20 protein-coding genes are annotated in these 23,785 nt (G+C 61.2%); 6 read left to right on the forward strand and 14 right to left on the reverse strand.

Features of this window, described 5'->3' with window-relative positions:
• Window positions 1–90: 90 nt before the first annotated feature.
• A complete protein-coding gene (locus tag QNI81_RS03770) occupies window positions 91–3,531 on the reverse strand; it encodes a pyruvate carboxylase (protein WP_283967411.1) in 3,441 nt (1,146 codons plus the stop codon).
• A 428-nt stretch (window positions 3,532–3,959) separates the two neighbouring features.
• Here QNI81_RS03770 and QNI81_RS03775 point away from each other — a divergent pair, with 428 nt between their 5' ends.
• Window positions 3,960–4,394 (forward strand): BLUF domain-containing protein, encoded by a 435-nt coding sequence (locus QNI81_RS03775; protein ID WP_005652383.1) that lies wholly within the window; start codon window positions 3,960–3,962, stop codon window positions 4,392–4,394.
• Between the two features lie 106 nt (window positions 4,395–4,500).
• On the opposite strand, the gene QNI81_RS03780 is transcribed toward QNI81_RS03775, so the two are convergent.
• Window positions 4,501–5,661 carry an alpha-hydroxy acid oxidase gene (locus QNI81_RS03780; RefSeq protein ID WP_283967412.1) on the reverse strand — a complete coding sequence of 387 codons (1,161 nt, stop codon included), beginning with the start codon at window positions 5,659–5,661 and terminating at the stop codon, window positions 4,501–4,503.
• Window positions 5,662–5,787: 126 nt separating this feature from the next.
• Window positions 5,788–6,144, reverse strand: a complete 357-nt coding sequence (locus tag QNI81_RS03785; protein WP_283967413.1) for a BLUF domain-containing protein — start codon at window positions 6,142–6,144, stop codon at window positions 5,788–5,790.
• 338 nt (window positions 6,145–6,482) lie between these two features.
• Between QNI81_RS03785 and QNI81_RS03790 the strand changes: the two genes are divergently transcribed.
• A complete protein-coding gene (locus tag QNI81_RS03790) occupies window positions 6,483–8,918 on the forward strand; it encodes an ATP-dependent helicase (protein ID WP_283967414.1) in 2,436 nt (811 codons plus the stop codon).
• 272 nt (window positions 8,919–9,190) lie between these two features.
• On the opposite strand, the gene QNI81_RS14765 is transcribed toward QNI81_RS03790, so the two are convergent.
• Window positions 9,191–9,559, reverse strand: a complete 369-nt coding sequence (locus QNI81_RS14765; protein WP_503010641.1) for a winged helix-turn-helix transcriptional regulator — start codon at window positions 9,557–9,559, stop codon at window positions 9,191–9,193.
• Between the two features lie 48 nt (window positions 9,560–9,607).
• Here QNI81_RS14765 and QNI81_RS03795 point away from each other — a divergent pair, with 48 nt between their 5' ends.
• Complete coding sequence (locus QNI81_RS03795) at window positions 9,608–10,075, forward strand: VOC family protein (protein WP_219231167.1); 468 nt, start codon at window positions 9,608–9,610, stop codon at window positions 10,073–10,075.
• Window positions 10,076–10,593: 518 nt separating this feature from the next.
• Here the strand turns inward: QNI81_RS03795 and QNI81_RS03800 are convergent.
• Entirely contained in the window at window positions 10,594–10,815 is a 222-nt protein-coding gene (locus QNI81_RS03800; RefSeq protein ID WP_005653679.1) for a DUF1127 domain-containing protein, read from the reverse strand.
• A 320-nt stretch (window positions 10,816–11,135) separates the two neighbouring features.
• Between QNI81_RS03800 and QNI81_RS03805 the strand changes: the two genes are divergently transcribed.
• Both QNI81_RS03805 and QNI81_RS03810 read left to right on the forward strand, forming a co-directional pair.
• Complete coding sequence (locus QNI81_RS03805) at window positions 11,136–12,206, forward strand: Mrp/NBP35 family ATP-binding protein (RefSeq protein WP_126136577.1); 1,071 nt, start codon at window positions 11,136–11,138, stop codon at window positions 12,204–12,206.
• Window positions 12,207–12,409: 203 nt separating this feature from the next.
• Window positions 12,410–13,300, forward strand: coding sequence for a hypothetical protein (locus tag QNI81_RS03810; protein ID WP_283967415.1), 891 nt, complete (start codon window positions 12,410–12,412; stop codon window positions 13,298–13,300).
• 313 nt (window positions 13,301–13,613) lie between these two features.
• Here the strand turns inward: QNI81_RS03810 and mraY are convergent, their stop codons facing one another.
• Genes mraY through mraZ form a run of 7 tightly spaced genes read right to left on the reverse strand, consistent with a single transcriptional unit; the run spans window position 13,614 to window position 21,246 of the window.
• Window positions 13,614–14,696, reverse strand: coding sequence for a phospho-N-acetylmuramoyl-pentapeptide-transferase (gene mraY / locus QNI81_RS03815; protein WP_005639991.1), 1,083 nt, complete (start codon window positions 14,694–14,696; stop codon window positions 13,614–13,616).
• Window positions 14,697–14,737: 41 nt separating this feature from the next.
• Window positions 14,738–16,129 carry a UDP-N-acetylmuramoyl-tripeptide--D-alanyl-D-alanine ligase gene (locus QNI81_RS03820; protein ID WP_283967416.1) on the reverse strand — a complete coding sequence of 464 codons (1,392 nt, stop codon included), beginning with the start codon at window positions 16,127–16,129 and terminating at the stop codon, window positions 14,738–14,740.
• Window positions 16,126–17,610, reverse strand: a complete 1,485-nt coding sequence (locus QNI81_RS03825) for a UDP-N-acetylmuramoyl-L-alanyl-D-glutamate--2,6-diaminopimelate ligase (protein WP_283967417.1) — start codon at window positions 17,608–17,610, stop codon at window positions 16,126–16,128. Before QNI81_RS03825 ends, QNI81_RS03820 begins: the two co-directional genes overlap by 4 nt.
• Window positions 17,611–17,624: 14 nt before the next feature.
• Window positions 17,625–19,406 (reverse strand): peptidoglycan D,D-transpeptidase FtsI family protein, encoded by a 1,782-nt coding sequence (locus QNI81_RS03830; RefSeq protein WP_065322715.1) that lies wholly within the window; start codon window positions 19,404–19,406, stop codon window positions 17,625–17,627.
• Window positions 19,403–19,750, reverse strand: a complete 348-nt coding sequence (gene ftsL / locus QNI81_RS03835; RefSeq protein ID WP_046002861.1) for a cell division protein FtsL — start codon at window positions 19,748–19,750, stop codon at window positions 19,403–19,405. Before ftsL ends, QNI81_RS03830 begins: the two co-directional genes overlap by 4 nt.
• The gene (rsmH, locus tag QNI81_RS03840) at window positions 19,750–20,739 is read right to left on the reverse strand and encodes a 16S rRNA (cytosine(1402)-N(4))-methyltransferase RsmH (protein WP_283967418.1); all 990 of its coding nucleotides are present in this window, start codon (window positions 20,737–20,739) and stop codon (window positions 19,750–19,752) included. The genes ftsL and rsmH overlap by 1 nt, the downstream gene beginning before the upstream one ends.
• Window positions 20,740–20,742: 3 nt before the next feature.
• Window positions 20,743–21,246, reverse strand: coding sequence for a division/cell wall cluster transcriptional repressor MraZ (gene mraZ, locus QNI81_RS03845; protein WP_074712538.1), 504 nt, complete (start codon window positions 21,244–21,246; stop codon window positions 20,743–20,745).
• Between the two features lie 924 nt (window positions 21,247–22,170).
• Here mraZ and QNI81_RS03850 point away from each other — a divergent pair.
• Window positions 22,171–22,659, forward strand: a complete 489-nt coding sequence (locus QNI81_RS03850; RefSeq protein WP_283967419.1) for a hypothetical protein — start codon at window positions 22,171–22,173, stop codon at window positions 22,657–22,659.
• A 138-nt stretch (window positions 22,660–22,797) separates the two neighbouring features.
• On the opposite strand, the gene QNI81_RS03855 is transcribed toward QNI81_RS03850, so the two are convergent.
• Both QNI81_RS03855 and QNI81_RS03860 read right to left on the reverse strand, forming a co-directional pair.
• On the reverse strand, window positions 22,798–23,340 hold the full coding sequence (locus tag QNI81_RS03855) for a GNAT family N-acetyltransferase (RefSeq protein WP_283967420.1): 543 nt from the start codon (window positions 23,338–23,340) through the stop codon (window positions 22,798–22,800).
• Between the two features lie 9 nt (window positions 23,341–23,349).
• A complete protein-coding gene (locus tag QNI81_RS03860) occupies window positions 23,350–23,628 on the reverse strand; it encodes a hypothetical protein (protein ID WP_283967421.1) in 279 nt (92 codons plus the stop codon).
• Between the last annotated feature and the right edge of the window lie 157 nt (window positions 23,629–23,785).

Consider the following 23,785-nt stretch of genomic DNA (forward strand, 5'->3'; position numbering starts at 1 on the left):
TACACGCGCTTAAAAGAAGAGGGGCGGTCTTTGGCCGCCCCTCTTTGCATTCTGTATCAGTGGTCTGCGTCTGGATGTGGACGCGCTGGTTTACTCCAGCTCGACCAGCAGATCCTTGGCGTCGATCTGACCGCCGGGTTGGACGTGCACGGCTTTCACCACCGCGTCGCGCTCAGCATGCAGGCCGGTTTCCATCTTCATCGCCTCGATGGTCAGCAGAAGGTCGCCCTCATGCACCGGCTGGCCCACCTGCACCCCAATGGAGGCCACGACACCGGGCATCGGCGCACCGACGTGGTTGGCATTGCCGACCTCGGCCTTGGGGCGCTGCGCGGTGGAGGATTTCACCAGACGGTTGGGCACCCGGATGACACGCGGCTGGCCGTTCAGTTCAAAGAACACCTTCACCTCGCCCTGTTCATCGGTCTCACCAATGGCTTGCAGGCGGATCTCCAGCGTCTTGCCGGGGTCAATCTCGGCGGTGATCTCGTCGCCCGGCTCCATGCCGTAAAAGAACGTCCGTGTCGGCAGGGACCGCACCGGGCCGTACTGGCGGTGGCGCCCCATGTAATCCAGGAACACCTTGGGATACATCAGATAGCCGTTCAGATCCTCATCATCGACCTTGAAGCCTTCGAGCTCTTTGGACAGCTCCGCGCGGGTGCTTTCAATGTCGACAGGCTCCAGATGCGCGCCGGGGCGTTCCAGATTGGGGGCCTCGCCCTTCAGCACCTTCTTGACGATGCCTTCGGGGAACCCGCCCGGAGGCTGGCCGAGGTTGCCGCGCATCATGTCCACCACCGAGTCGGGGAAGGAGACGTCGGACTTCGGGTCCTCGACCTGCGCGCGGGTCAGGCCCTGAGAGACCATCATCAGCGCCATGTCGCCCACCACCTTGGACGAAGGCGTCACTTTGACGATGTCACCAAACATCTGGTTCACATCGGCATAGGTCTGGGCGACCTCGTGCCAGCGCTCCTCCAGACCAAGGCTGCGCGCCTGTGCCTTGAGGTTGGTGAACTGGCCACCGGGCATCTCGTGCAGATAGACCTCGGAGGCCGGGGCCATCAGGCCGCTCTCGAACGCTGCATATTGCGCGCGCACGTTTTCCCAGTATTCCGAGATTTCGCGGATGTTGCCGATGTCCAGACCGGTGTCGCGGTCGGTGTTCTTCAGCGCCTCCACGATGGACCCCAGACAGGGCTGCGAGGTGCCGCCAGAGAAGGCATCCATTGCCGCATCCACCGCATCAACGCCCGCATCCGCCGCCGCCAGAATGGTCGCGCCCGCAATGCCAGAGGTGTCATGGGTGTGGAAGTGGATCGGCAGGCCGACCTCTTCCTTCAGCGCCTTGATCAGCAGCTTGGCAGAGGCCGGTTTCAACAGACCCGCCATGTCCTTGAGGCCCAGCACATGCGCGCCTGCGGCTTCCAGCTCCTTGGCCATGCCGACGTAGTATTTCACGTCATACTTGGCCCGTTCGGGATCAAGGATGTCGCCAGTGTAGCAGATGGTGCCTTCGCAGATCTTGCCGCTCTCGACCACCGCGTCCATGGCGACGCGCATGTTCTCGACCCAATTGAGGCTGTCAAACACACGGAAAACGTCGATGCCTTTGGCGGCTTCCTTGACGAAGAACTGCACCACGTTGTCGGGATAGTTGGTGTAACCCACCCCGTTGGAGGCGCGCAGCAGCATCTGCGTCATCAGGTTCGGCATTGCCTCGCGCAGGTCGCGCAGACGTTGCCACGGGCATTCCTGCAAGAAGCGATAGGCCACATCGAACGTCGCCCCGCCCCAGCACTCGACCGAGAACAGCTGGCTGAGGTTCTGCGCATAGGCCGGCGCGACCTTGATCATGTCATGGCTGCGCATGCGGGTGGCCAGCAGGGACTGGTGCCCATCGCGCATGGTGGTGTCGGTGAGCAGCAGTTGCCGCTGCGCCTTCATCCAGTCCGCGACCGCCTTGGCACCCTTTTGTTCCAACAGGTTACGGGTGCCATAGGGCAGGTTGCCCTTGTCGACCTTGGGCGCGCGTGGCTCCTTCAGGTCGGGATGCGGCGCGGCGCGGCCCTCGGTTTCCGGGTGACCGTTGACGGAGATATCCGCGATATAGGTCAGCACCTTGGTGCCCCGGTCACGGCGCTTGGCGAACTGGAACAGCTCCGGCGTCTCGTCGATGAACTTGGTGGTGTATTCATTCGACAGGAAGGTCGGATGCTTCAGCAGGTTCTCGACAAAGGCGATGTTGGTGCTGACACCGCGCACCCGGAATTCACGCAGCGCGCGGTCCATACGGGCGATGGCTTTCTCCGGTGTCGGCGCTTTGGCCGTCACCTTGGTCAGCAGGCTGTCGTAATAGCGCGTGATCACCCCGCCCGCATAGGCGGTGCCGCCATCCAGACGGATGCCCATGCCGGTGGCCGAGCGATAGGCGGTGATGCGGCCATAGTCTGGAATGAAGTTGTTGAGCGGATCTTCGGTGGTCACCCGGGTTTGCAGCGCGTGGCCGTTGAGGGTGATATCGCCCTGGCTGGCCTTGCCGGTGGCCTCTGCGAGGGTCTTGCCCTCGGCAATCAGGATCTGCGCCTGCACGATGTCGATGCCGGTGACTTCTTCGGTGACGGTGTGTTCCACCTGCACCCGCGGGTTCACCTCGATGAAGTAGAAGTTGCCCGTCTCCATATCCATCAGGAATTCGACGGTGCCCGCACATTCATAGTTCACATGTTGGCAGATCTTGCGGCCCAGATCGCAGATCTCTTCCCGTTGCGCATCCGTCAGATAGGGCGCAGGCGCGCGTTCCACGACCTTTTGGTTGCGGCGCTGCACGGAGCAGTCGCGCTCAAACAGGTGATAGATCTCGCCGTGCTTGTCGCCAAGGATCTGCACCTCGACGTGACGGGCGCGGGTGATCATCTTTTCGAGATACCCTTCGCCATTGCCAAAGGCGGCTTCGGCCTCGCGGCGACCTTCCAGAACCTTCTCTTCCAGCTCGTCTTCCGAGTGGATCGGGCGCATGCCGCGTCCGCCGCCGCCCCAACTCGCCTTGAGCATCAGGGGATAGCCGACCTCTGCCGCTTCCTTGCGGATCGCGTCCATGTCATCACCCAGCACCTCGGTGGCGGGAATGACCGGAACGCCAGCCTCTACCGCCACGCGACGGGCTGATGCCTTGTCGCCAAGGGCGCGCATAGTTTCCGCCTTCGGGCCGATAAAGGTGATGCCATTGCGCGCGCAGGCATCCACAAAATCGGGGTTTTCCGACAACAGGCCATAGCCGGGATGGATCGCATCCGCGCCGCATTCCTTGGCGACGCTAATGATCTCATCGATCGACAGGTAAGCGGCAACCGGGCCGAGGCCCTCGCCAATGCGGTAGGCTTCATCCGCCTTAAAGCGGTGCAGGCCCAGTTTGTCCTCCTCCGCATAGACAGCAACGGTACGTTTGCCCATCTCGTTGGCGGCGCGCATCACACGGATGGCGATCTCACCACGGTTGGCAATCAGGATTTTGTTGAACTCAGTCATCTCTCCCCCGAGGTCTTGCTAGGTTGGGCAAGTGGTAACGGCTGTATGACACGCAGACCATCCGTGGTTCTGGGTATCTGCGGCATGATTGCGCTCACTTGCGTCCCTTATTCTTGAATTTCGGCGCATGAGGCTGCCGAAATGCGAAACATTGGCCGGGACCTCCCGGTTTTTGCCGCCACGGAAAGCCGTTTGGGAAGGCGGGCTGGCGATGTTGTAGCCACCCCACGGCTCCAGCGCACGCATTTTTTTGCAGTGCAGCATTTTCAACCTGAGCTTTTGGCGCGTTAACCACTCTTTAGGATAGTGCTTCTGTTCTTGCGAATTTCGGATAAATTTTAATCAACAGCACCGGATCAGCAAAACGCGATCCTCAACGACCACCGCAAAGCAGGGTCTTCGTTCTACCACACCAAGGAACCCAAAAGATGTACCGCTTCGTTTTTGTCAGCACCGCTTCTCAGGATCTCTCCGCGCAGCAGATCGCGGATATCGCGGGGGCGTGTCATCGCAACAACCGCAAGGCCGGGTTGACCGGCATGCTGGTGGCGCATCAGGGCCGGTTCCTGCACATTCTCGAAGGCGACGAGACCGCAATCCGCCGCCGCGCCCAGAAAATTCAGGACGATCCGCGCCACCGCGATTTCGAGGTGCTGCAGGCCCGCGACATTCAGATGCGCGCCTTCAAAGACTGGGTTTTTGTGCATGAGACACCCGAAGCACTGCCGCTACTGGGCGGCGAGAATATCGCCCCGCTGCGTGCCTTGCTGCCGATCAACAGCGCCCTGCGCGGTCGCGATCTGACGGTGCGCCAAGTGGTGCGCGACTTCCTGGCCAGCTTTAAACAATTGCTGGCGGCATAAGGTCGGGCGCGTCAGCGCGACACCCATAACAACCAGTCTGACCCGGGGGGGATAGGCGGGGGAGGCGCGGTCCTTGGGCGAGGATCGCGCCTCAACTTTTTCGCGCTTAGTCCAGATGCAGCCGCCTGAGGTCGCGCAGCTCAGCCAGCGTGCTGATGCCCAGCTGTCCCATATTGGCGATTAGATCCTTGCTCAGGATGTCATGCAGATGCGCCGGTCCCGCGGCTCCCAATGCTGCAAGCGCATAGTGCCACGCCCGTCCCAGCATCACAAAATCCGCCCCCAGCGCCATGGCGCGCAGGATATCCAGCCCGCCCTCAATGCCGCTATCGAGGATCAGCGGCAGGTGGGTGGCGGCGCGCATCTCTTCCAGCACCTCAATCGGGGCAGGGGCCGCATCAAACTGACGGCCCGCGTGGTTGGAGATCCAGATCGCATCAACCCCTGCCGCCTCCAGCCGGGGCGCGTCGCGCGCATCCAGCACGCCCTTGACCACCAGCGGCCCCTCCCAATGATCGCGCAGCCACTGCAGGTAATCCCAATCGGGCGCGGTGCGCAGCAAATAGCCAATATGCGCGGTCGACGACAGCGCCGAGGCCGCGCCCTCGATGTATTTGTCCAGCGTGCGCATATGCGGCATGCCGCCATCACCGCGATGCTGCCGCGCCATCCCCAGCGCCCATGTGGGGCGCATCGCCACCTGTGCCAGCAGGCGCGGGGTCAGCCGGGGTGGTTGTGTCAGCCCCGACCGCACTTGCCGTTCCCGGCGCGAGGCCACCGGCACATCAACTGTCAGCACTAAGACCTTGAACCCGGCCGCGCGGGCGCGTGCCAACATGTCCTTGCGGATGCCCTCATCTTTGGGCGGATACATCTGAAACCAGCCCTGTTCGCCCAGATGCGGGGCTAGATCCTCGGGGCTTTGGCTCGCCACTGTCGAGAGCCCATAGGGGATCTGGGTCGCCGCCGCATGACGGGCCAGATGACCCTCGGCGTCGGGCCAGATCAACCCCGACATCCCCACCGGCGCAATGCCAAAGGGGCGCGGCAGTCTGGTGCCAAAGAGCGTGGTGCTCAGGTCCACCTCCTGCGGCCCACCCAAGATCGCAGGCATCAGCCCGATCCGGTCAAGACAGCGGCGATTGCGTGCCTGCGTGGCTTCTCGCCCGGTGGCGCTGTCGAGATACTCCCAGACAAAGCGGGGCAGGCGCGCGCGGGCCTTGGCGCGCAGATCATCGAGGCCGGGGAAACGTTGATCCAAATTCATGCGGCCATTGTTCCCAGAATGCTGCGCATGTCCAGCGGTTGCGCATCTGGCACAGGATTTCGGGGGCTGGCAAAAAAGACCTGGCCGCGCGGCGCTCCGATCACTGGATAAGGTGACTGGCAAAGCTCACTGAGTGAACGAGGGCAGAAGGTGCCTCAGGGTTTTAGGCGGCGCTTTCGGTGCCAGATCATAAAGCGACAGCAGCGCCTCCCGCGCATCTTGTGGCAACTCTTCCGGTACCACAATTTGCATCGGCTGGTCCGGATAACAGCGCGACTGGACTGGCCCGTCCGACAGCGTAATAAACGCCTGATGGCGGAAATCTCCGCGGATCGCGTCAAAGCGCTGGGCCACCGCCATATCCGGCCCTTCGAGGATTTGCAGAAACACCCCATCCTCAAGCGCCAAAACCCCGGTGATGCCGAGGCTCTCGTTCTTGCGGCGCGACTTTTCAGCAATGGCAGCGGCTTTCTCTGCTGTCATGGTGCTGCTGGCGCGACTTAGGTACATTATTCTGCGCATGGCGTGCGTTCTCCGCCTGTTTTACACCATTGTGGTGCTGCGTTCAGTATAGGCGGTGTTTGCCGTCACTTGCCTCTGGCATGGGAACAGCGCGCGCTGCTTTGGCTCAGAGCGCCTATCCTTTGGACCATCTGCATGCTGCGATGGCGGGACATGGCCCCGCTTTATTTCGCACCCCCGTGCTGCTATGCGCCTTACGGAGTGGGGGCGCAGCACCATCAGGCCGTATCGGAGTTTGCGCGGAACGGAGCATGAACAGACCTCTTCCCGTCCACTGTGAAACAGGTTAGGATCGCCGCATGAGCACATTTGACGAAATGGACGCCTTTGAGGGCGCATCGCTGTCCGCCCGCGCCATGGCTGCGCGCCCCACACCCTATATGGAGGGCCTCAACGACGCCCAACGCGAGGCGGTGGAAACGCTGGACGGCCCGGTGCTGATGCTGGCGGGCGCGGGCACTGGCAAGACCAAGGCGCTGACCACCCGTATCGTGCATCTGTTGACCACCAACAGGGCGCGCACCAACGAGATCCTCGCGGTGACCTTCACCAACAAGGCCGCCCGCGAAATGAAGGAACGCGTGGGCCGCATGCTTGGCCAACCCGCCGAGGGCATGCCATGGCTCGGCACCTTCCACTCGATCTGCGTTAAGCTCCTGCGCCGTCACGCGGAGCTGGTGGGGTTGAAATCCAACTTCACCATTCTGGACACGGACGACCAGATCCGCCTGCTGAAACAGCTCATCTCTGCGGCAGGCATCGACGACAAGCGCTGGCCCGCGCGGATGCTGGCCAACATCATCGACGACTGGAAAAACCGCGCGCTGACGCCTGCCAAGGTGCCCGCAGGGGATGCGGCGGCCTATAATCATCGCGGCACCGAGTTTTACGATCAGTATCAGACCCGCCTCAAAGAGCTGAACGCGGTCGATTTTGGCGACCTGCTGCTGCACTGCGTTGAGATTTTCCAGAATAACCCGGACCTGCTGGCGCAATACCACCGCTGGTTCCGCTACATCCTCGTGGACGAATATCAGGATACCAACGTCGCCCAATACCTCTGGCTGCGGCTCTTGGCCTCGGGGCATAAAAACATCTGCTGCGTCGGCGATGACGACCAGTCGATCTACGGCTGGCGCGGCGCCGAAGTGGGCAATATCCTGCGGTTTGAAAAGGATTTCTCCGGCGCTAAGGTGATCCGGCTGGAGCAGAACTACCGCTCCACCAAACATATCCTTTCCGCCGCCTCCGGCGTCATTCGCGGCAATGAGGGCCGCTTGGGCAAGGAACTCTGGACCGAAGCGACGGGCGGCGAAAAGGTCCGCCTGATCGGCCATTGGGACGGCGAGGAAGAGGCCCGCTGGATCGGTGAAGAAATCGAGGCGATGCAGCGCGGCACCCGTGGTATGCGCCAGTATGGCCTCAATGAAATGGCGATCCTCGTGCGCGCCTCGCATCAGATGCGCGCCTTTGAGGACCGGTTCCTGACCATCGGTCTGCCCTACCGCGTCATCGGCGGTCCGCGCTTTTACGAGCGGTTGGAAATCCGCGATGCCATGGCCTATTTCCGCGTGGTGATCTCGCCCGAGGATGATCTGGCCTTTGAGCGTATCGTCAACACGCCCAAACGCGGCCTTGGCGACAAGGCACAGCAGACCATTCAAATGGTGGCGCGCGAAAACGGCGTCTCCCTTATTGAAGGCGCGCGTCTCGCGGTCGAGGAAGGTCTCATCAAGGGCAAGGGCGGGGCCGCCCTGCGCCGCCTCGTTGAAAACATCGCCCGCTGGGGGCAGATGACCCGCGCCGTGATCCCGAACGACGGTGACGAGGATGCGGTTCTTGAGGGCGTGCAGAGCTTTGAGGAATTTCAGGCTCGCACGGAGGTCTCGCATGTTGAGCTGGCCGAGATCATCCTTGATGAGAGCGGCTATACCGCCATGTGGCAGGCGGACAAGAACCCGGATAGCCCCGGACGGCTTGAAAACCTCAAGGAACTGGTCAAGGCGCTGGAAAACTTCGACAATCTGCAAGGGTTCCTCGAACACGTCAGCCTTGTGATGGACAATGACAAGCAAGACGCCGAGCAAAAAGTGTCGATCATGACGCTGCATGCCGCCAAGGGGCTGGAGTTTCCCGCAGTGTTCCTGCCGGGCTGGGAGGATGGGTTGTTTCCGTCGCAACGCTCGATGGATGAAAGCGGCCTCAAGGGCCTCGAAGAGGAACGCCGCCTGGCCTATGTGGGCATCACCCGCGCCGAGGAGGTTTGCACGATCTCCTTTGCGGGCAACCGGCGGGTGTTTGGCCAGTGGCAGTCGCAATTGCCCTCGCGTTTCATTGACGAGCTGCCCGAAGAGCATGTGGAGGTGCTGACACCTCCGGGCCTTTATGGTGGCGGCTATGGCGCGGCGGCGCCCTCTGCGGCAGAGCCCCCGGTGCGCTCCACCATCGAAGAACGGATGAGCAATGCGGATGGGTATAATTCGCCCGGCTGGAAACGCATGCAGGCGCGCACGGCAGAGCGCGGCTACTCCAAGCCCCGCAAGAGCGATGCACAGATTATTGATCTGACCGCCACCTCAAGCTTCACCATTGGCGAACGGGTGTTTCATCAGAAATTCGGCTACGGCGCCATCATCGGTATGGAAGGCGACAAGCTGGAGGTGGATTTCGAAAAAGCGGGCACCAAAAAAGTGGTCGCCCGGTTTGTCTCCGCCAGCGATGACATCCCGTTCTGAACGCATCACTGCAACATGAGGCGGTCGGATCGCCTAAGGCGATCCGATCCGGCCATCCCCGAGATGCAACCTTTCGGATGAAATCAAAGCGCCTATCAGCTGCATTATGACGCGTGGCGTGACTGCTGTCCGACAGCAATCTGATCGTCCATGCGCAGCGGAAATCGACAGGTATGTTCAGTGAGGACCGACATTCCTGAGCAATCACCGCCAATGCTGACGTTGGGGCGCGTGCGGCGAAGGTCGGTAGAGAGCTCTTAATGCCGGTCAACTCAGGTACCAGTTTTGCTGCGAGCCCTCTGCCATCGGGCAATATCCCCCAGAATTTCAATTATCTGGCTTCCGTCAGATGTCAGGGAGTACCGGGTGCCACCAGCCAAACGTTCAATAAGACGATCTTCCTCAAGTTCGCGCAACGCTCGGACAACCACCCTTCGGTCCGCCACGGCGAGACGACCTTGCAGAGCTGGTATATCACTCTCAGCTTCCGAGAGCGCCATAAGAATAGATGCTTTCCACTGTCCTCGAATGGTTTGCATACCAACCGCAAGATCACACCATTGGTGCAGGTTCGCGCGATTTCGCTCTTGTGTCGTAGCGGGTGTACGAGACCCTCTGTCAAAATTGTCAGGCTTGTTCATGGGACCTTAGGGCTGGATACCGATCTCCCGTAATATGGAGACGAGAGTATGACTGAACAACTGTTTGTCGGATTTCACCATTTTGCCATGCGTACCCCAGATTTGCAGCGTTCGATCACGTTCTACGAAGCACTGGGTTTCCGGCAGGTGCATGAGTGGACACTGCCGGATTATGGGATTGATCGTGCCGTTATGATGCAAGCGGCCGACACTAAAAGCTGGATCGAGATTTTCGACCTTAAGGCAGGTATCCCGATGCAGGGCAGGGGCGCGAAAGTTGGCCAAGCTATCGCGACGGGCGCACTCGCGCATATTTGCCTGACGGTAAATGACTTGGAGAAAGCATGCGCGCGAATCGTCGAAGTTGGCGCTACGCATCTGCATGGCCCTGAAAATCTTGGACTTGGCCAACCTGAGGTGAGCGTACAAAATGCGATCTTTGAAGGCCCCGCTGGGGAAGTGATTGAACTACTGCAGCATGTTCGGTTTCCGAGTGATCTGCCGGGGTCAGTGTGAATGCGAAGGTCGGCTTCGTCCGCTTACCCCCCAACCGTCTAAGCACATGTGTCCGCTTGCGGCAATTCGGAAGGTGTCAGCTAAACTGTTCAGCCTTGATGGAATTCGATGCCCATTGGATGCCCAAGGTGGTCGGCTTGCATGACCACCAGCAGCGTAACACAATCTGCCGTCACAGCGCTGCCGGTGCGGCGCAGAATGATGTCTGAATAAACTCTGGGCAGATGGCGCGCGCGTGCAATGTGGGTTGGAAGGGGAGGCCCGTCAGACCCCGCGCAGCATCACAAGAGCACACTAGGAAACTTGCCTCCCCACAACAGGAAACGGCGGCGCCCAGGGAGGAGGAGAGGGCACCGCCGTTCTGTCAAACACCGGGTTAAAAGGGAGGAGGAAACCCGGTGCATCTGGTTCCGGCTCTCGCCGGTATTAGGTGCGGTGGCATCAGGGAGGAGGAGGATGCCACCGCGTAGGACAGGCCCTTAAGGGAGGAGGAGAAAGGACCTGATCTCGTTTGTTCTTTACTTAACCTCGCCGTACGCAGCTTCAAGAGCAATGCGCTTCAGCATGGAGCGGTTGAGACCCAGATCCGCCAGTTCTCGGTTGCTCAGCTCGCCCAGCTCGCTCAGCGTCTTGCGATAGACGCGATATTGCGCAAAGCGGGCACGAGCAGCCTCAATCATCCCGGTCACACCGCCGGTGGTGAAGGATTTGGGTGCATGGATCGTGTTCAGAATTGCCATCGTCTCGTCTCGCTTATGTGTCGTCCGGACCGTGTGCCCGACTGACTGTCTGTGTCTCTGTTGATCCTTAAGATAATGAAATGCTGCAAATGCACAATCCGGGGAATGGACAATTCTGCTATGCAGCAAGTGCATGGGTAGATACGATATTTTTCTACTTTTGCCCAATGGCTGAGCGACAATCTTTCAGATTGATGTATACACGGGCAACAAATGGTCGCCTGCGTGCCCATGCGGGCAATTTGACGCTTGGGCAGGCGGACATCGCATGCCTATATCTGTCACGGCCCCGAATTTGGCACAAAACAGGAGTTTCCCCCATGTCCGTCACCAAGGAAGAGATTCGCACCGCATTGGACCGTCTTGCGCTTCCGGGCGGGGGCACATTGGTGTCGCGCGACATGCTGCGCGCCCTCAGTATCGAGGGTGGCACGGTGAGATTCGTGATTGAGGCCCCCTCGCCAGAGATGGCCGCCCAGATGGAAACCCTGCGCCGCGCCGCGGAGGCCTGCGTGAAAGAGCTGCCCGGCGTCGAGGAGGTCTCGGTGGTGCTGACAGCCCACGGCCCCGCGCCGCAAAAAGCCGCCCCCAGCCTTAAACTCGGCGGTCACCCCAAACCGCAGGCCGCGCCGATGAAACCTTCGGGGGTCGGGCGCATCCTCGCGGTGGCCTCGGGCAAAGGCGGCGTTGGCAAATCCACCGTCAGCGCCAATCTCGCGGTGGCGTTGGCCCGGCAGGGGCGCAAGGTCGGGCTCTTGGACGCTGATATCTACGGGCCGTCCCAGCCGCGCATGATGGGGGTCTCTGGCCGTCCGGCCAGCCCCGACGGCACCACCATCGAGCCGCTCCATGCCCATGGGGTCACGGTGATGTCGATTGGCTTTATGGTCGAGGAGCGCAAGGCCGTAGTCTGGCGCGGGCCGATGCTGATGGGCGCGCTCCAGCAGATGCTGGGGCAGGTGAACTGGGGCGAGTTGGATGTGTTGATCGTCGACCTGCCGCCGGGCACGGGGGACGTGCAACTTACGCTCTGCACCAAGGCTGAACTGTCAGGCGCCATCGTGGTCTCCACCCCGCAGGATGTCGCCCTTCTGGATGCCCGCAAGGCGCTCGATATGTTCAACACGCTCAAAACCCCGGTGCTGGGGCTCATTGAGAATATGTCGTTCTTTACCTGCCCCGATTGCGGCGGCACCCATAATATTTTTGGCAACGGCGGCGTCGCGGCAGAAGCCAAGGACCTGGGCCTGCCGCTCCTTGGGGCCTTGCCGATTGATCTGGAGACCCGGCTGGCAGGCGACAACGGCACGCCCATCGCCGCCGGAGAGGGCGTCATGGCCGAGGCCTACGCGCGCATCGCCAAGGGACTGGTCGAAGGCGGCATGGCGTAAATAGTCAGGGAGAGGCGCGGATGGTGGTCCGAATGGTCTGGTCATGGTGGAGGCAGAAAGCCAAGGGTACGCCCGCAATAGGTTCTGTGAACGCCCGCAGGTATGAACGTATCAAAGAAAGAGGGATGCAAGCTCTCCTGAATTGGTCATCGTATGACCAAATCTCGCAACTGGAGAATTCACTCTCTGTGCAGCTTTTGCAGATGTCCGTTTTTAGCTTCGATACATTTTTACATCGAGGCGAAACGAATGACGCGCGATTGGCGCGTCTGCGCGACAGGGACATTGAGGCGCTGCAACAGATTCCAGATTTGGCGCAGATCTTCATCTTGCATCACGATGGATATGTGCGCGAAGCGGCACTCAAACAGCTTGACGGTTCAGTCGGCGCTTCGGGATGCATCTACGCCCTGTTCTGGCGCACAAATGATTGGGTGCCTGAGGTGCGTGAGGCGGCCCACGAGGCCCGGGCACGCGTACTGCCTCAGACCTCTGCAGACGTCATCGTCCCGGCCCTAAAGGCGGCCCTCCCACGGATCGCCAGTTGGGGGCGCTGGTCGCAGGCGGGGCCAGAGATGATCACGGCACTCGCCCAAAGAGACGACGTGGCCAGCGCCCTAGTTGACGATGTGATTCAGTCCGAGAGTGCGGCCCTCACGGTCGTGTTTCGGGAACTGTGCAAAACCCCCAAGATCGACCCCCAGCTTGAGCGGATCTTTCGCACAGCCCACCAACCGCATATCCGGGCGATGGCGCTTCAGACCTTATTGTCGGGCAAGGCCAGATGGCCTTTGCCTCAGCGCCGAAAGGTCTGGATCGACAAACCTTCGGGGCGCTCTCGTATGGAACTGCAATTCCAGAGCCGGGACATCACGGTCGATGCCGACGTCCTCGGGCTGTTGCAAAGAGCTGTGACCGATCGCGCGAGTATCGTGCGCAAACATGCGCTCGATGGGATGATCGCTTTGCGCCATGATCGCAAGATGGCGCACACATTGGACGCGCTGGTCGCGGGGCTTGAAGACGATCCCAACAGCGGCGTCCGGTCCCGTGTGGCGTTTTTTCAGCGCAAGCGGCGAGAAGAAAACCCGTAACAGGTCCTCCGCCGTTGCGCCCCCACCGCGCGCTCTGCTCAGGGTGTTTTCACCCCGTTGCCCTATGCTGGCGGGTGTCGCGACATATCACAGGAGACCGGCCCCCAGAGACCACCCCCTCATTGGGTGCAGGGCGGGTCCGATTGAGGCTCACAGGATCTGACCTTTCGGGGTCAGCCGATGCTCCGTCCCTATGGCGGCGCCGTCATCCTTTATAAGAGAAGCCGCGCCAAGGTTTCCCCCGCGCGGCTTTCATAGCTCAGATGTTAATCAGACGCTGCGGCTCAGGCCACAAGCGTCCCTTTGGCGTGGCTCAGCGCACCTTCAGCGTCGCCAGACCGATCATTGCGAGGATCAGCGAGATGATCCAGAAGCGGATCACGATCGTCGGCTCCGCCCAGCCTTTTTTCTCATAGTGGTGATGGATCGGCGCCATCAAAAACACCCGTTTGCCAGTACGTTTGAAGTAGAGCACCTGAATGATCACCGACAGCGCTTCGACCACAAAAAGACCGCCGACAATGGCCAGCACCAGCTCGTGTTTGGTCGAGATCGCAATCGCCCCCAGCGCGCCACCCAAGGCCAGCGATCCGGTGTCGCCCATGAACACCGCCGCAGGCGGGGCGTTGTACCACAGGAACCCAAGACCCCCGCCAAAGAGCGCAGAGGTGAAGATCAGGATCTCACCGGTGCCCGGCACGTAATGCACGTCGAGATATTCGGAAAAGTCAACACGACCAACCGCATAGGCGATGATGCCAAGCGTTCCGGCCGCGATCATCACCGGCATAATGGCCAGCCCGTCCAGACCATCGGTCAGGTTCACCGCATTGGCCGCGCCCACGATCACGCATATGCAGAACGGCACATAGAGATAGCCAAGGTTCAGCAAAACGTCCTTGAAAATCGGCATCGCCAATTGGTTTTGCAGCTCCGCCGGGTGGTTCCAGCTCGCCCAGAGCGCGGCGACGATTGCAATCAGGAAACCGAGCAGCAGCCGCACCTTGCCGGGCACGCCTTTGGTGTTTTGTTTTGAAACCTTGGCATAATCATCGGCAAACCCGATGAGGCCAAACGACAGCGTCACAAACAGCACCAGCCACACAAACGGGTTGTCCCAGCGCGCCCAGACAAGGGTCGAAAACAGCAAGGCCCCTACAATCAGCAGCCCGCCCATGGTGGGGGTGCCGACCTTGGCAAGATGCGCCTCCGGGCCGTCATTGCGGATCGGCTGGCCCTTACCTTGCCGCTTGCGCAGCACATTGATCAGGGGCTTGCCAAAGACAAAGCCAAAGATCAGCGCGGTCAGGAAGGCTCCGCCTGCGCGGAAGGTGATGTAGCGGAAGAGGTTAAAGAAATCCCCCCCGTCCGACAGTGCGGTCAACCAATAGAGCATTCCAGTGCGGTTCCTGTTTTAATGTGGTCTATCTTTACGATTCACGAAGGTGGGTTGCCTTGACCGATTTCCCGGATCGCGTCAACCACGCGCGCCACCGCCATCGACAGCGACCCTTTTGCCAGCACCGCATCGCCGCCGCTGATATGGGCGGGCAGGGCGGCGGCGGCCTCGGCGGAGGTCTCGACCCATGTGCCACGCTTGGTCGCGGGCAGCGCGTCAAAGAGGTGTTTCATCAGGGGGCCGATGCAATGGACCTGATCGATGCTGTCCAGTGCAGGATGCGCGGCGAGGGCGGCGTGCAACGCGGCCTCTTGCGGGCCAAGCTCTTTCATATCGGCCAGATAGGCGATCCTGCGGCCCGTGGCGGGGGTGGCAGCCAGCACCGTCAGTGCTGCGGCCATCGAGGTCGGGTTGGCGTTATAGGCATCATCCAGCACCGTCACCGGCCCCGAGGGCAGATCCACACTGAACCGCGCGCCGCGCCCTTTGACCGGCGACCATCCCGCCAGCCCGGCCAGCGCCAGATCAAGATCGCCGCCAAGCGCCAGCACCGATGCCAGCGCACCGGTGGCGTTCATGGCAAAATGCGTGCCAAGCGATTGAATGTCGGCGGTGACGTCGCGCCCGGCCAGCGACAGATGCGCGCGGGTGATATCCCCGTCGAGCTCTGCGTCCTTGAGGCGATAGGCGTCGGCGTTCTGGCCAAACCAGCGGGTCTCGATGCCTGCGGCCTCTGCCACCGCGCGCAGCACCGGGGTTTCGTCCAGATCGGCGTTCAGCACCGCGATGCCGCCCGGCTCCAGCCCTTCAATGATGGCGGCCTTTTCACGGGCGATCCCGGCCACATTCTCAAAGGCCTCAAGATGCACGGCGGCCACGGTCGTCACCAGCGCCACATGCGGGCGGGCCTGACGCGACAGCGGTGCGATCTCGCCGGGGTGGTTCATGCCGATCTCGATCACCGCGAATTCCGTGTCCGCAGGCATCCGCGCCAGTGTCAAAGGCACGCCCCAGTGGTTGTTATAGCTGGCCACCGCCGCATGGGTGCGCCCTTGCGGCGCGAGCATCGCGGCGAGCATTTCCTTGGTGGAGGTCTTGCCGACCGACCCGGTCACCGCCACCACACGCGCCTTGGTGCGGGCACGCCCCGCACGACCCAAGGCCTCAAGTGCGGCCTGTACGTCATCGACCACCAAGAGGGGTGAACCTTCCGCGACGCCCTCGGGGATATGTGAGACCAGTGCAGCGCCTGCGCCCTTGGCCAGTGCCTGCGCGACAAAGTCATGCCCATCGCGCGCGGCCTTGAGCGCGACAAAGAGATCCCCGGGCGCAAGGGTGCGGGTGTCAATCGAGATGCCGTCCACTGCCCAGTCGGAGGTCGCACGCCCCCCGGTGGCGGCAGCGGCATCTGCAGAGGTCCAGAGGCTCATACCATTCTCCCGTCCAGTGCGGCGACGGCCATGCTGGCTTGTTCGACATCGTCAAAGGGCAGCACATCGGTGCCAATGGTCTGGCCGCTCTCATGACCCTTGCCGCAGATCAGGAGCGCATCACCCGGCTCCAGCATGTCGACACCGCGCAGGATTGCTTCGGCGCGATCACCGACATTGAGCGCATCCGGCGCACCGCCCATGACGGCCGCGCGGATCGCGGCGGGATCTTCTGAACGGGGGTTGTCATCGGTGACGATGACCGCATCGGCGTTTTCATGCGCGGCCTGTCCCATCAACGGGCGCTTGGTCGCATCGCGATCTCCACCTGCGCCGACGATGGCCACCAGACGTCCCAGAACATGCGGGCGCAATGCCTTGATCGCTGTCGCAATCGCATCGGGGGTGTGGGCATAGTCCACAAACACCGTGGCACCGTTTTCGCGCGTTGCCGCCAGTTCCATACGGCCACGAACCGTGCTGAGGTGGGGGAGGGTGTCAAAGACCTGCACGGGGTCTTCGCCGCTGGCAATCGCAAGCCCTGCCGCCACCAGCACGTTCTCCGCCTGAAAGCCGCCAATGAGGTTCAGCCGTTTGGCAAAGGGGCGGTCATGCCATGTGAACCGGATGTCCTGCCCGGTGGCATCAACCCGCATCCCCATCAGAGCAATATCGCCAAGTCCCCGGCCCACGGTGATAATCTCCTGACCGCGCGCGGCGGCAATGGCGCGCATCTCCGCACCTTTGGGATCGGTCATATTGATAACGGCCACGCCATCTTCGGACAGAACCCGGCGGAACAGACCTGCCTTGGCGGCGAAATAGGCCTCGAAGGTCTCATGGTAGTCCAGATGGTCTTGGGTGAAGTTGGTAAACCCCGCCGCCGACAGTTGCACGCCGTCCAGACGTCGCTGGTCCAGCCCATGCGAGGAGGCTTCCATCGCCGCATGGGTTACACCGGCCTCGGCTGCCGCTGCAAGCGCACGATGCAGCGTGATCGGCTCGGGCGTGGTATGGGCGAGCGGGTGCGACCATGCGCCCTCAATGCCGGTGGTGCCAAGGTTCACCGCCTGATGGCCCAACTCGGTCCAGATCATCCGCAGGAAGGTCGACACGGAGGTCTTGCCATTGGTGCCCGTCACCGCCGCCATCACCGGCGGTTGCCCGCCGAACCACAGGGCCGCTGCCCCCGAAAGCGCCTGACGCGGGTCTTCTGCGACCACAAGCGCCGCGCCTGCGCGGGCGATTGCCTCGCCTGCGATCTCGGCCCCTGCTGTGTCAGTGAGAATCGCAACCGCGCCCTGATCGAGCACCTGATCGACGAATTTTGCACCATGCACACGAGAGCCGGGAAGGGCCGCAAAAACAAAGCCCTGCTGCACCTCGCGGCTGTCCACCGCAAGCCCTGTGATCTGCGGGTCCATCCCCGCCCTTGCGGTCAGTCCCAACTGGCTGAGCTTTAGCGCTGGTCTTTCGGTCATGGCGTCCCCACCTGTTAATTTGAGGTGAGGGTTACACCAGTGACAGGGGCAGGTTCAATCTGCGGTCTGAGGCCAAGGAGCGGCGCGAGGCGCGCAATCATCTCGCCGGCCACCGGGGCAGCCGTCCAACCCGCAGTGCGGCGGTCCTTGTCGAGGGCAATGATCTCCGGCTCGTCCAGCGTCACGATCAGCACATATTTGGGCTCATCGGTGGGGAAGACGGCGGCAAAGGTGGCGATCACCTTGTCTTTGTAATAGCCGCCCATCGGCTTGGGCTTGTCGGCAGACCCGGTCTTGCCGCCGACGCTATAGCCAGACACATCCGCCATCGAGGCCGTGCCGCTGCTGACAACGCCGCGCAGCATATCGAGCGAGGCGCGCGCGACGTCTTCGCTGACGATGCGCTCGCCCATCTGAGGGCCGTTCTGTTTCAGGATCGTGGGCTGCACGAGACGCCCGCCATTGGCAAGCGCCGCATAGCCCGCCGCCAGATGCATCGGCGTGGTGGAAATACCGTGGCCATAAGAGATGGTCATGGTCGAAAGCTCCGACCAGTTCTTGGGCAGCAAAGGCTGGCCGCCAGAGGCTTCGACGATCTCAAACGGCGTCGCCTTGAGCATACCGAGACGGTCAAGGAAAGCGCGCTGGCGTTCGGTGCCGATCTGTTGGGCAAGGCGCGCGGTGCCGATGTTCGAGGATTTCTCGATAATGCGCGTCACCGACAACTCTTTGCCGTAGTTGCTGAAATCACGGATGGAGAACTTGCCCCAGCGCAGCGGACCGCGAATGTCGATGATGGTGTCCGGATTGACCAGCCCCAGCTCCATCGCTTGCGCCGCGGTAAAGATCTTAAAGGTGGAGCCCAGCTCATAGACCCCCTGAACCGCGCGGTTGAAAAGCGGGCTTTCCGACGGATCAAAGCCAGAGGTGGGCGGGCGCGGGCGCTCGTTGGGATCAAAATCGGGCAGCGACGCAACCGAGATCACCTCGCCTGTGTAGACATCCATCAGGATCGAAGTCGCACCCTTGGCGTTCATCAGCTTCATGCCACCATAGAGCACTTCTTCGGTGGCGTCCTGAATGGACAGATCAAGGCTCAGGGCCAGCGGCTTGCCGCCATTGGCAGGGTCGCGCAGGTAGTCGTCGAATTGCTTTTCCACACCCGCAACGCCGATCACCTCGGCGGCATTCACGCCTTCTTTGCCAAAGGAGGCCCCACCGAGCACATGGGAGGCCAGCTTGCCATTGGGATAAAGGCGCATCTCACGCGGGCCGAACATCAGGCCGGGGTCGCCAATATCATGTACCGCCTGCATCTGCTCAGGGCTGATTTTCTTTTTTATCCACAGGAACTTACGGCTTCCTGTGAAGTCCTTAACGAGGCGTTCGCGGTCCAGATCCGGGAAGATCGACACCAGCTTATCGGCGGCATCCAGCGGATCGACCATTTGCGGTGGCTGCGCGTAAAGCGAGAAGGTCTCAAAGTTGGTGGCAAGGATGCGGCCCTCACGGTCCACGATATCGGCGCGCTGGTTGGCAATGGCGCTACCCCCGACCGAGACGGGCTCCGCAGGTTCCGATGTGGCCATCACCGCCATACGCCCGCCAATCGCCACATAGGCGCAGACAAAGAACGCCGCGAGCACCAGCAGGCGGCCTTCCGCGCGGGTCCGGGCGCGGGCTTCCATGTCGCTGTGACGCTGGGCGATGTTTTCACGCTCGATCAGGTCGGGGTTTTCGCCACGGGCACGTGCGGGCAGAATACGGGCGAGGGGGCGCAGTGGCGTGCGGATCATTCGTCTGCTTCCTGTCCATAGGCCGACACTTCGACGCCCTCTTCGATGACCAGACCGGAGGGTGGGAAGGAGACCTCATCCACACGGCCAAATTGTTCCGGGCGCAGGGGCAGAAGGCCGAGGCTTTCAAAATTCAGTTCCGCCAGATCACGCAGGCGGTCGGGACGGTTGAGATAAGCCCATTCCGCACGCAGCACGCTCAGACGCACCTGAGCAGAGGCAATATCGCCCCGCAAAACGCGCGTTTCCTTCAGCACCTGCTGGGTGGCGTAATTCTCACGGTAGGCCCAGAACGCCAGACCAAAGACCGCGAGGATCGTCATCATGTAGGCAAGGGTTCTCATCAGCGCGTCTCTTTCAACTGCGGCATGCTCAGCTCTTTGGCGGTGATCTCCACTGGAGCGGCATCGGTGCGACGGCCCACGCGCAACAGAGCCGAGCGCGAGCGCGGGTTCTGCGCCAGCTCGTCCTTGTCGGGGCCAACGGCCTTGCGGGTCACCAGCTCAAACTGGCTGGGCTGTTCTTCCATTGCGGGCGCAAAACGGTTGGCATTGCCGGTCTTATTGGCACGGTGCTGGAAGAAGCGTTTAACCATGCGGTCCTCGACCGAATGGAAGGTCACAACCGCCAGCAGCCCGCCGGGTTTGAGCGCCCGTTCTGCGGCCAAGAGCCCGCCCATCAGTTCCTCATATTCGCCATTCACCGCGATGCGCAGCGCCTGAAAGCTGCGGGTCGCCGGGTGCGACTGACCGGGTTTGGGGCGCGGCAGGCAGCCCTCGATGATTTCGGCCAGACGCAGGGTGGTGGTGATCGGCTCCAGCGCACGTTCCCGCACGATCGCCTTGGCAATCCGGCGCGAGGCGCGCTCTTCGCCAAAACTGTAAAGGATATCAGCGAGTTGCACCTCGGCCAGCTCTGCCACCAGATCCGCGGCCGACGGCCCATCCTGCGACATACGCATGTCCAGCGGGCCGTCCTTCATAAAGGAAAAACCGCGCTCTGCCAGATCCAGCTGCATCGAGGAGACCCCAAGATCCAGCACCACGCCATCCAGATCAGAGGCGTATTCATCCATGCGCGAGAACACGCCCTGTTGCAGAACCAGGCGCGCGCCATACTCCTCGGCCCAATCCTGCGCCATCTCGAAGGCCAGCGGGTCACGGTCGACGCCAATGACCTGCTCGGCACCTGCCGCCAAAAGGCCCTTGGTGTAGCCTCCGGCGCCGAATGTGCCATCAAGCCAGCGGCCCGTGACCGGCGCCACCGCCTCCAGAAGCGGTTTCAGCAGGACAGGAACATGGGGACCGGAGGGAGCAGCGGTGCGGTCCGTCATGGGTTATGCGCCTCCGGCGCCGTCTAGGAATTCAAGGGGGTCGAAGTCTTCGGGCAGGTCTTCCATCATCTTCTCGGCTTCGGCCATCTCGACCTCTTCGTAGGTCTCGGGCTTCCAGATCTGGAAGGTGTCACCAGAGGCGATAAAGAAGGCCTCGCCATCGAGGTCGATCTTTTGGCGCAGTTTTGCGGGCAGCACAAGGCGGCCCGTCTCGTCCACGGTGGTCGGCAGCGACTGGCCGTTGAACATGCGCTCAAGGATCTTGCGGCCCTTGGAGCCACGGGGCAGGGCGGCGATCTTGGCGTCGACCTCTTCAATGGCTTCCATGGTGTAGCATTCAAGGTATTGGCGGCGCTGATCGCCGTAGACGATCACCAGCTCGGGGGCGTCACCGGGCTGCCAGTTCGGATCAGAGGCCTCAAGCACACGGCGAAAAGAGGCCGGGATAGACACCCGCCCCTTGCTGTCCACCTTATGGTGGCTCTCGCCTCTGAACCTGCGACCCAATGTGCCGCCCTTTCTCGCGTCCCGCGCTTTCCCCGGTTCCTCCTGAACGCGGGGCCTGAAACTAAAAGGGGCGGGTTGATCCGCTGCCACTGATCAACCCGCCACCTTGACCCGCTGTGCGGGGTGTCCGACTGCGCGCGCCACCTGGGGGGATGTCTGCTCGCCCGCGCGCCGGATCTCTCTTTGTGATGAAAGCGAAGGCCTGTATGAAACCTGCCGTATTTTGACGTTGGGGTCGTTTTGTGCCCCGTGCTCTCCGTCTTCATCCGATGAATTAGGGATACTATGGGAATGCATGGCCCTGCAAGGGATTTTTGAGGAGTTCTTGTGGGAATCGGTGTTTTGAGTCGCATCTTGCGAAGCTGTTCAAGAGCTCAAAAGAGGATTTTTGCAGGATGTGGGGTCATGGTCGCGCATCCACACCATATATATGCCTCATTGTTGCCGCGAAAAACTTCCTCTGTTTTCCCGCATTTCCTTCTGTCAAAAGCGGGCAGGTGGATTTTGTTTCTCTTATGTTCTCTATTTTTGGCAAGCTTGAGTGTAGAAAGCCCTGAATCCCATGGTTTGATGTGATTCGTTTTCGCTGGGAGCTATGCTTGGACCATGGTTTCCCATACCGCCCATGATTTCCCATCAGCAGGGGAGGGCGTGGTTTCCCATTGTAGCGTGACTGTAGCGTGACGGACTTTTTTGCAGTGATTTACGGACTTTTTTACAGCAACCAGTTTTTGGGCTGAGCTGGGATCAGGGGGCACACCGGGACCTGTCGCCACTCAAGGAGCCTAGCTTGCGAAGTCGCAGACTAAGCAGACGGCTACCGTTCGACGTTCCGAAGTCAGCAAGGGGGACAAAGCTACATTGCCGCCATTCAGTTCCCAGCCTAAAAAGTTGCTTACTTGTAGGTGAAGAGGAAGCCCGTTCATGCCGAATAAATCATCAGCTCTCTCGGCGCTTATAGCTTTGTTCTCTTCTACTACGATGTTGAATGCGGAAGACTTGCTTTTGGGGTTTGAGCTTGGTGGCACTCTGGAGCAGGCTCATGCCCACGCGAGTTCAAATGGGTGGACCCTTCGCCCAATACACGACGACTTGAAAAGGATTTGGCTGATCGTTGGGGTCGATGCCGATCTTTACGTTTGCGAAAACAGGGTCTTGGCTGTCAGGCGGGAGTTTGAGGGGGGCGTCGATGAATTTGCGCAACTGGTTCAGCAAGTCCAAATCGAAAAAGGCCTCCCGGATACAAACGTAATAACTTTTCGATCCGGCGTCAGGCGCATTTCGAATGTCGATGCGCGATTTGAAGCGGATAATGGCACCGAAACTATAGTTCAACTAAGCAGTATTGACGGTGACGTTGGTGTCTCAACCAATACGTGGTTGGCTACGGCGTGTGTCGACCAAAACGAATAGCTGGCTTTTGGTTGGTTTAGGCTCGTTCAAGCCTTTCGCCGCGCACGGGTTGGGTATCCGCATTGTCACCCTGTCTGAGTGATGCTGTAGGCCTGATTTTGGGCTGAGGTGGGATTGAAGGGGCGTTTAAGCGCGGTTTCATTCGATGTAGCGAAACCCCTGCACGGCGCGCAAGTGCCCCGCCATACCACCCTTCAGCCCGACCTGCTTTCTTGCCCCGCCGTACAAAAAGCATGAGGTCTGCATCCATTGATCATGCGCGCGCAACCGGCGGCACAGGCCCGGATGCGATGTGTTGATCAGGGTGGGCATCGGGCGCTCAAACCGGTTGACGCCGCGCCGCCAGAGGGCGGCAACCTCAGTGAGAAACCGTAGCCCAATTCCCAAGCCCTGCCACTCTGGCAAAACAACAAAGCGGCAGGCGCGTGCCTCGCGCAGGCCGGGGCGGGGCGTCACCGCCAGATGGGCCACATCCACCCCCTCGGCGCGGGCGAGATAGAAGCTCCCAGCGATCACATTATTGGTTTTCAGGTAGTGATGCGGCTCAAAGGCGGGCCAATGGGAGCCGTCGGTGTGGTGGATTTCGACCTCAAGGCTGGGGCATCGTCGAAGACGCCTCCATGCAAATTCGCCGCCGCGTCCGGTATCGATCACCCAATCCGGCTGCAGCCAGTCTTCCACGTCATCATGTCAGGCCACGGCGACAAACTGGCCCGGTCCGCGCCGCCACGCTTTGCCAAAGGCCCCGGCGGCGATGGTCGCCACGCGGCGGTCAATGGCCGAGGTGAACTCATCCATCACAAAGAGGCCGGGGCGCTCGCACAGGACGCGCGCAAGATCGGCGCGGAATTTCTCGCCAGTGGAGAGCGCCGCATAGGGCCGCAGCAATGAGGGCACAGAGCCAAGGCCCACAGCCGAGAGGGCAGCGGTCACCGCATCAAACGACCCGCCCGGCGTGATCTCGTCCACGATGGCCCCGCTTGAGGGGCGTGAAATCAGTCTTGATAGATGTGGCGCTCTCCCTGATGGCAGAGGGCGGGCTTTGAGGAGGCAGATTTTGCGCTGAGGTCTCTGCGCTGCTCATCTGACCTAGATCAAAGACGAAACAGGGCCTTGCTGTGCATGA

The sequence above is a fragment of the Tritonibacter sp. AK171 genome (genome assembly GCF_030127025.1).
Taxonomy (GTDB): Bacteria; Pseudomonadota; Alphaproteobacteria; order Rhodobacterales; family Rhodobacteraceae; genus Epibacterium; species Epibacterium mobile.

Bases quoted from the DNA above. Each gene is read 5' to 3' on its own strand.
- QNI81_RS03770 (WP_283967411.1), bottom strand. From the start codon at position 3,531: ATGACTGAGTTCAACAAAATCCTGATTGCCAACCGTGGTGAGATCGCC.
- QNI81_RS03775 (WP_005652383.1), top strand. From the start codon at position 3,960: ATGTACCGCTTCGTTTTTGTCAGCACCGCTTCTCAGGATCTCTCCGCG.
- QNI81_RS03780 (WP_283967412.1), bottom strand. From the start codon at position 5,661: ATGAATTTGGATCAACGTTTCCCCGGCCTCGATGATCTGCGCGCCAAG.
- QNI81_RS03785 (WP_283967413.1), bottom strand. From the start codon at position 6,144: ATGACAGCAGAGAAAGCCGCTGCCATTGCTGAAAAGTCGCGCCGCAAG.
- QNI81_RS03790 (WP_283967414.1), top strand. From the start codon at position 6,483: ATGAGCACATTTGACGAAATGGACGCCTTTGAGGGCGCATCGCTGTCC.
- QNI81_RS14765 (WP_503010641.1), bottom strand. From the start codon at position 9,559: ATGAACAAGCCTGACAATTTTGACAGAGGGTCTCGTACACCCGCTACG.
- QNI81_RS03795 (WP_219231167.1), top strand. From the start codon at position 9,608: ATGACTGAACAACTGTTTGTCGGATTTCACCATTTTGCCATGCGTACC.
- QNI81_RS03800 (WP_005653679.1), bottom strand. From the start codon at position 10,815: ATGGCAATTCTGAACACGATCCATGCACCCAAATCCTTCACCACCGGC.
- QNI81_RS03805 (WP_126136577.1), top strand. From the start codon at position 11,136: ATGTCCGTCACCAAGGAAGAGATTCGCACCGCATTGGACCGTCTTGCG.
- QNI81_RS03810 (WP_283967415.1), top strand. From the start codon at position 12,410: ATGTCCGTTTTTAGCTTCGATACATTTTTACATCGAGGCGAAACGAAT.
- mraY (WP_005639991.1), bottom strand. From the start codon at position 14,696: ATGCTCTATTGGTTGACCGCACTGTCGGACGGGGGGGATTTCTTTAAC.
- QNI81_RS03820 (WP_283967416.1), bottom strand. From the start codon at position 16,129: ATGAGCCTCTGGACCTCTGCAGATGCCGCTGCCGCCACCGGGGGGCGT.
- QNI81_RS03825 (WP_283967417.1), bottom strand. From the start codon at position 17,610: ATGACCGAAAGACCAGCGCTAAAGCTCAGCCAGTTGGGACTGACCGCA.
- QNI81_RS03830 (WP_065322715.1), bottom strand. From the start codon at position 19,406: ATGATCCGCACGCCACTGCGCCCCCTCGCCCGTATTCTGCCCGCACGT.
- ftsL (WP_046002861.1), bottom strand. From the start codon at position 19,750: ATGAGAACCCTTGCCTACATGATGACGATCCTCGCGGTCTTTGGTCTG.
- rsmH (WP_283967418.1), bottom strand. From the start codon at position 20,739: ATGACGGACCGCACCGCTGCTCCCTCCGGTCCCCATGTTCCTGTCCTG.
- QNI81_RS03850 (WP_283967419.1), top strand. From the start codon at position 22,171: ATGCCGAATAAATCATCAGCTCTCTCGGCGCTTATAGCTTTGTTCTCT.